Annotated in this window: 5 protein-coding genes; 2 read left to right on the forward strand and 3 right to left on the reverse strand. The window is 63.9% G+C overall.

The window, feature by feature from the left end:
- On the forward strand, positions 1–657 hold a 657-nt coding region (locus MOV75_RS27620; protein ID WP_247006943.1), incomplete at its 5' end, for a metallophosphoesterase.
- Between the two features lie 103 nt (positions 658–760).
- Here the strand turns inward: MOV75_RS27620 and MOV75_RS27625 are convergent.
- From MOV75_RS27625 to MOV75_RS27635, 3 genes are all read right to left on the reverse strand, one after another.
- Complete coding sequence (locus MOV75_RS27625; protein WP_247006945.1) at positions 761–1,312, reverse strand: hypothetical protein; 552 nt, start codon at positions 1,310–1,312, stop codon at positions 761–763.
- Positions 1,313–1,495: 183 nt separating this feature from the next.
- A complete protein-coding gene (locus MOV75_RS27630) occupies positions 1,496–1,705 on the reverse strand; it encodes a hypothetical protein (protein WP_246931205.1) in 210 nt (69 codons plus the stop codon).
- 30 nt (positions 1,706–1,735) lie between these two features.
- Positions 1,736–3,370: an isocitrate lyase gene (locus MOV75_RS27635; RefSeq protein ID WP_246931204.1), complete on the reverse strand. Its 1,635-nt coding sequence runs from the start codon at positions 3,368–3,370 to the stop codon at positions 1,736–1,738.
- Between the two features lie 227 nt (positions 3,371–3,597).
- Between MOV75_RS27635 and MOV75_RS27640 the strand changes: the two genes are divergently transcribed.
- Positions 3,598–4,841, forward strand: a 1,244-nt coding sequence (locus MOV75_RS27640; RefSeq protein WP_247006946.1) for a short-chain fatty acyl-CoA regulator family protein, incomplete at its 3' end; no start/stop codon positions are given.

Here is a 4,841-nt window from a genome sequence, read left to right on the forward strand (position 1 = left end):
GAAGCCGAGTTCGCTCCTGCCCGCGCCTGGCTCGACGGCGTCGGCCCGCCCGACCGCGTCACCGCGATCCCCGGCAATCACGACGCCTATGTTCGCGCCACCTCGCATCGCTTCGGCGAGACGTTTGGCCCCTATCTTGCGGGCGACGACGGCAGCATCGGTTTTCCCTCCGTGCGCCGGCGCGGGCCGCTCGCGTTGATCAGCCTGTCGACGGCGGTGCCAACCCTGCCGCTGATGGCGACGGGCACGCTCGGGCGCGATCAGCTCGCCTCGCTCGCAGCAGTGCTCGAACGGCTCGCGACTGAAGACGTGTTCCGCGTGCTGCTGGTGCATCATCCGCTGAAGTCCGGCGCGCGGCAGAAGCGAATGACAGATTCGGCCGCGCTGCTGGCGCTGCTCAAGCGCCATGGCGTCGAGCTGATCCTGCACGGGCACGATCACATTCATTCGACGATGTGGTTCGAGGGGCCGAACGGCAACATTCCCGCGCTCGGCGTGCCCTCGGCCTCCGCGCTCGCGCACGGGCACTACCCGGCGGCGGCGTATAATCTGTTCACGATCGAGAAGGACAATGCCGGCTGGCGCTGTGAGCAAACGGTGCGGAGCCTGGGAGCCGGATTTCAGATCGGGCAGATCAAGCATGTGAGGCTGGTTTGAGCCCATGCCGTTATTCCGGAGCGATGCGGCAGCATCGAATCCGGAATCTCGAGATTCCGGGTTCATGCTTCTCATGCCCCGGAATGACGTCCGAGAGAGAGATTCACCAGCTCCGCAACGCCGCCACCACGGCAACCCCGAACAGCGCGGCGGCACCGAGGAGGAAGCCGAACACGAAGGGCCAGAAGCGCGAGCGTCGCGGCGGCGCGACCTCGGGCTTCGATTCGGGCGGGACCACCATCGCGTGCTCGCGCTCGACCATGCGGCGCGCGACATAGTCGGTGACGGCCTCGACGATCACGGCGGTGTCGTGCGATTCGGCGAGCACGATGCGGCCGAAGCGGGTGTCCTGGACGAAGCGGTACATGCGCTTGTCGCGCCCCATCACGATGTGCGCGACAACGTCGATCCACAGTCTCGGCGTATCGCCCTGGCTGATGCCGCGGTCGAACAGGTCGATCTGATCAGGCACCTGCGCGAACAGCGGATCGAGCGCGTCGTTGAGAATCTCGAGTCGCGCCACCTCGGCGTCCCTGAGATCGACGACGACGCCGGTCCGATCGGCGGCCTCGATCCGCGCGCGCAGCAGCGCATCGCGCAGCCGCACCGGGCGCGGCTGGCCGGGATGGGTCCCGCTGGTTTCGGGCTCTGACATTGTCGGCCTCGTCCTCGACTATCCGCCATTAACCTATCAGCAACCACATCCTCCGCAAAGGCCCACAATTCCAGATACTTACGGCGCCCACAGCCGTTTCACCTGTGCCAAAAACAGACGATCCCACCCAGGCAGAGCCTGGATGGGACCATCCGTCCTTGGACGTCTTCTTAATTCAGGGCGTCAGGCCGAGACGCGCGACGGCTCTTCCACGATCGAGAAGCGGACGCCGGCCTTGTGGCGGTTCTCTTCCGAGACCATGCGCCAGGCATCCTCAGCCTCCTTGCGGGTCTTGAACGGACCCTGCACCTGGGCCGAGCCTTCCACCAGCTTGTGGAAGTTCATCGAACCGAACTCGCCGCCGATCACCCAGAAATTGCTGCCTTTGGTCATTGTCAGTCTCCTGTTTCGGTGCGTGCTGCGTTAGCCGAACTGGTTCATCGTGTTGTGGGCGCCGCCCGCCTTCAGGGCAGCCTCGCCCGCGAAGTACTCCTTGTGGTCGTCACCGATATCGGAGCCGGCCATGTTCTGATGCTTGGCGCAGGCGATACCCTGACGGATCTCGGCGCGCTGCACGTTCTTGACGTAGCCGAGCATGCCCTGCTCGCCGAAATATTCCTTCGCCAGATTGTCGGTCGAGAGCGCCGCCGTGTGATAAGTCGGCAACGTGATCAGGTGGTGGAAGATGCCGGCGCGCTTGGCCGAATCCGCCTGGAAGGTGCGGATGCGCTCGTCGGCTTCCTGCGCCAGCGGCGTATCGTCGTATTCCGGCTTCATCAGCTCGGCACGGTTGTACTTGCTGACGTCCTTGCCGGCTTCCTTCATCGCGTCGTAGACCTGCCAACGGAAGTTCAGCGTCCAATTGAAGGACGGCGAATTGTTGTAGGCCAGCTTCGCATTCGGGACGACCTTGCGGATCCGATCGACCATCTTGGCGATCTGCTCGATATGCGGCTTCTCGGTCTCGATCCAGAGCAGGTCGGCGCCGTTCTGCAGCGAGGTGATGCTGTCGAGCACGCAGCGGTCTTCGCCAGTACCAGGACGGAACTGGTAGAGGTTGGAGGGCAGCCGCTTCGGCCGCATCATCTTGCCGTTGCGGTTGATGATGACGTCGCCATTGCGGGCGTTCTCCGCCGTCACTTCCTCGCAATCGAGGAAGCTGTTGTACTGGTCGCCGATATCACCGGGCTTGTGGCTGACGGCGATCTGCTGCGTCAGGCCGGCGCCGAGCGAGTCGGTGCGGGTCACGATAACGCCGTCTTCGACGCCGAGCTCGAGGAAGGCGTGGCGGCAGGCGCGGATCTTCGCGATGAACACCTCGTGCGGCACGGTGACCTTGCCGTCCTGGTGACCGCACTGCTTCTCGTCGGAGACCTGGTTCTCGATCTGGAGCGCGCAGGCGCCAGCTTCGATCATCTTCTTGGCAAGCAGATAGGTTGCCTCGGCGTTGCCGAAGCCGGCGTCGATGTCGGCGATGACGGGCACGACGTGGGTCTGGAAGTTGTCGATCTTCGCGATCAGCTCCTTCTCACGGGTCTTGTCGCCTTCCTTGCGCGCCTTGTCGAGGAGACGGAAGATGTCGTTGAGTTCACGCGAGTCCGCCTGACGCAGGAAGGTGTAGAGTTCCTCGATCAGCGCCGGCACCGAGGTCTTCTCGTGCATCGACTGGTCGGGCAACGGGCCGAAATCGGAGCGCAGCGCCGCGATCATCCAGCCCGAGAGGTACAGATAGGTGCGATCGGTCTTGCCGCCGAAGTGCTTCTTGACCGAGATCAGCTTCTGCTGGGCGATGAAGCCGTGCCAGCAGCCCAGCGACTGGGTGTACTTGGTCGGGTCGTTGTCATAGGCGGCCATGTCGGCCCGCATCAGCGCCGCGGTGTAGCGGGCGACGTCGAGACCGGTCTTGAAGCGGTTCTGGAGGCGCATGCGCGCGACGGCCTCGGCCGACACGCCGTTCCAAGTTGGCTGGGTCTCGAGCAGCGCCTGGGCCGCCTTGACCTCGTCCTGATACGAACCCGGGCCCTGGAAGGTGCTGATGCCGCGCGGCTGGTAGTTCATGTGCCTGATCCTCTTGCTGACGATGGCTAGCCATCGACATTCTTGACAGTGCATTGCGAGATGCGTGTCAGGAGCTAAACGCCAAAACAGAAACTTCGTATAGACGTCTTGTTTCTTATTGGTGATGTCATGTAACATCAGAACATGTACTAGATGTTATTTTGTAAAGTTTGTAAAAATTATAGGTCAGCAAAACTGTCCTTTGATGTGCACGGAGACCCTGAGAAATGCCCGCCAATACCGGCAAGAAACTCTTCGTCGGCCCCCGGTTCCGGCGGATCCGGCAGCAATTGGGGCTGTCACAGACCCAGATCGCCGAGGGGCTCGGGATCTCGCCGAGCTACGTCAACCTGATCGAGCGCAACCAGCGTCCGGTGACGGCGCAGATCCTGCTGCGGCTGGCCGAGACCTACGACCTCGATTTGCGCGACCTCGCCACCGCCGACGAGGACCGCTTCTTTGCCGAGCTCAACGAGATCTTCTCCGATCCGCTGTTCCGCCAGATCGACGTTCCCAAGCAGGAGCTGCGCGACCTCGCCGAGCTCTGCCCCGGCGTCACCCATGCGCTGCAGCGGCTCTACGCCGCCTATACCGAGGCCCGGCAGGGCGAGACGCTCGCCGCCGCCCAGATGGCCGACCGCGACGTCGGCACCCGCTATGAGGCCAATCCGGTCGAGCGCGTGCGCGAGCTGATCGAGGCCAACCGCAACTATTTTCCGGAGCTCGAGCAGGCCGCGGAGACTCTTCGCGACGAGTTGAACGTCCCGGCCGAGGGGCTCTATGCAGCGCTCGCGGCGCGGCTGCGCGAAAAGCATTCGATCCAGACCCGCGTCATGCCTGTCGACGTGATGCGTGAGACGCTCCGGCGGTTCGATCGTCATCGCCGCCAGCTGCTGATCTCCGAGCTGGTCGATCCGCCCGGCCGCGCCTTCCAGCTTGCCTTCCAGCTTGGCTTGGGTGAATGCGCGCAAGCCCTGGAAACCATCATCGGCCGCGCCGGCCCGCTCGACGATGCTCCGCGCCGTCTGTTCCGCATCACGCTCGGCAACTATTTCGCTGCTGCCGTGATGATGCCCTACCCGGCGTTCCTGGCCGCGGCCGAAGCCCTGAATTACGACATCCACGTGCTGGCGCAGCGCTTCAATTCCGGCTTCGAGCAGGTCTGCCACCGCCTCACCACCCTGCAGCGGCCGAACGCGCGCGGCATTCCGTTCTTCCTCTTGCGCGTCGACAATGCCGGCAACGTCTCCAAGCGCTTCTCCTCCGGCACCTTCCCGTTCTCGAAGTTCGGCGGCACCTGTCCGCTGTGGAACGTGCACTCGACCTTCGACACGCCGGATCGCCTGCTCAAGCAGGTGATCGAGCTGTCCGACGGCACGCGTTATTTCTCGATCGCGCAGATGGTGCGCCGCCCCGTCGCGCCGCACCCGCTGCCGCAACCGCGCTTCGCCATCGGCCTCGGCTGCGAGAT

This window comes from Bradyrhizobium sp. PRIMUS42 (assembly GCF_023006515.1).
Lineage (GTDB): Bacteria > Pseudomonadota > Alphaproteobacteria > Rhizobiales > Xanthobacteraceae > Bradyrhizobium.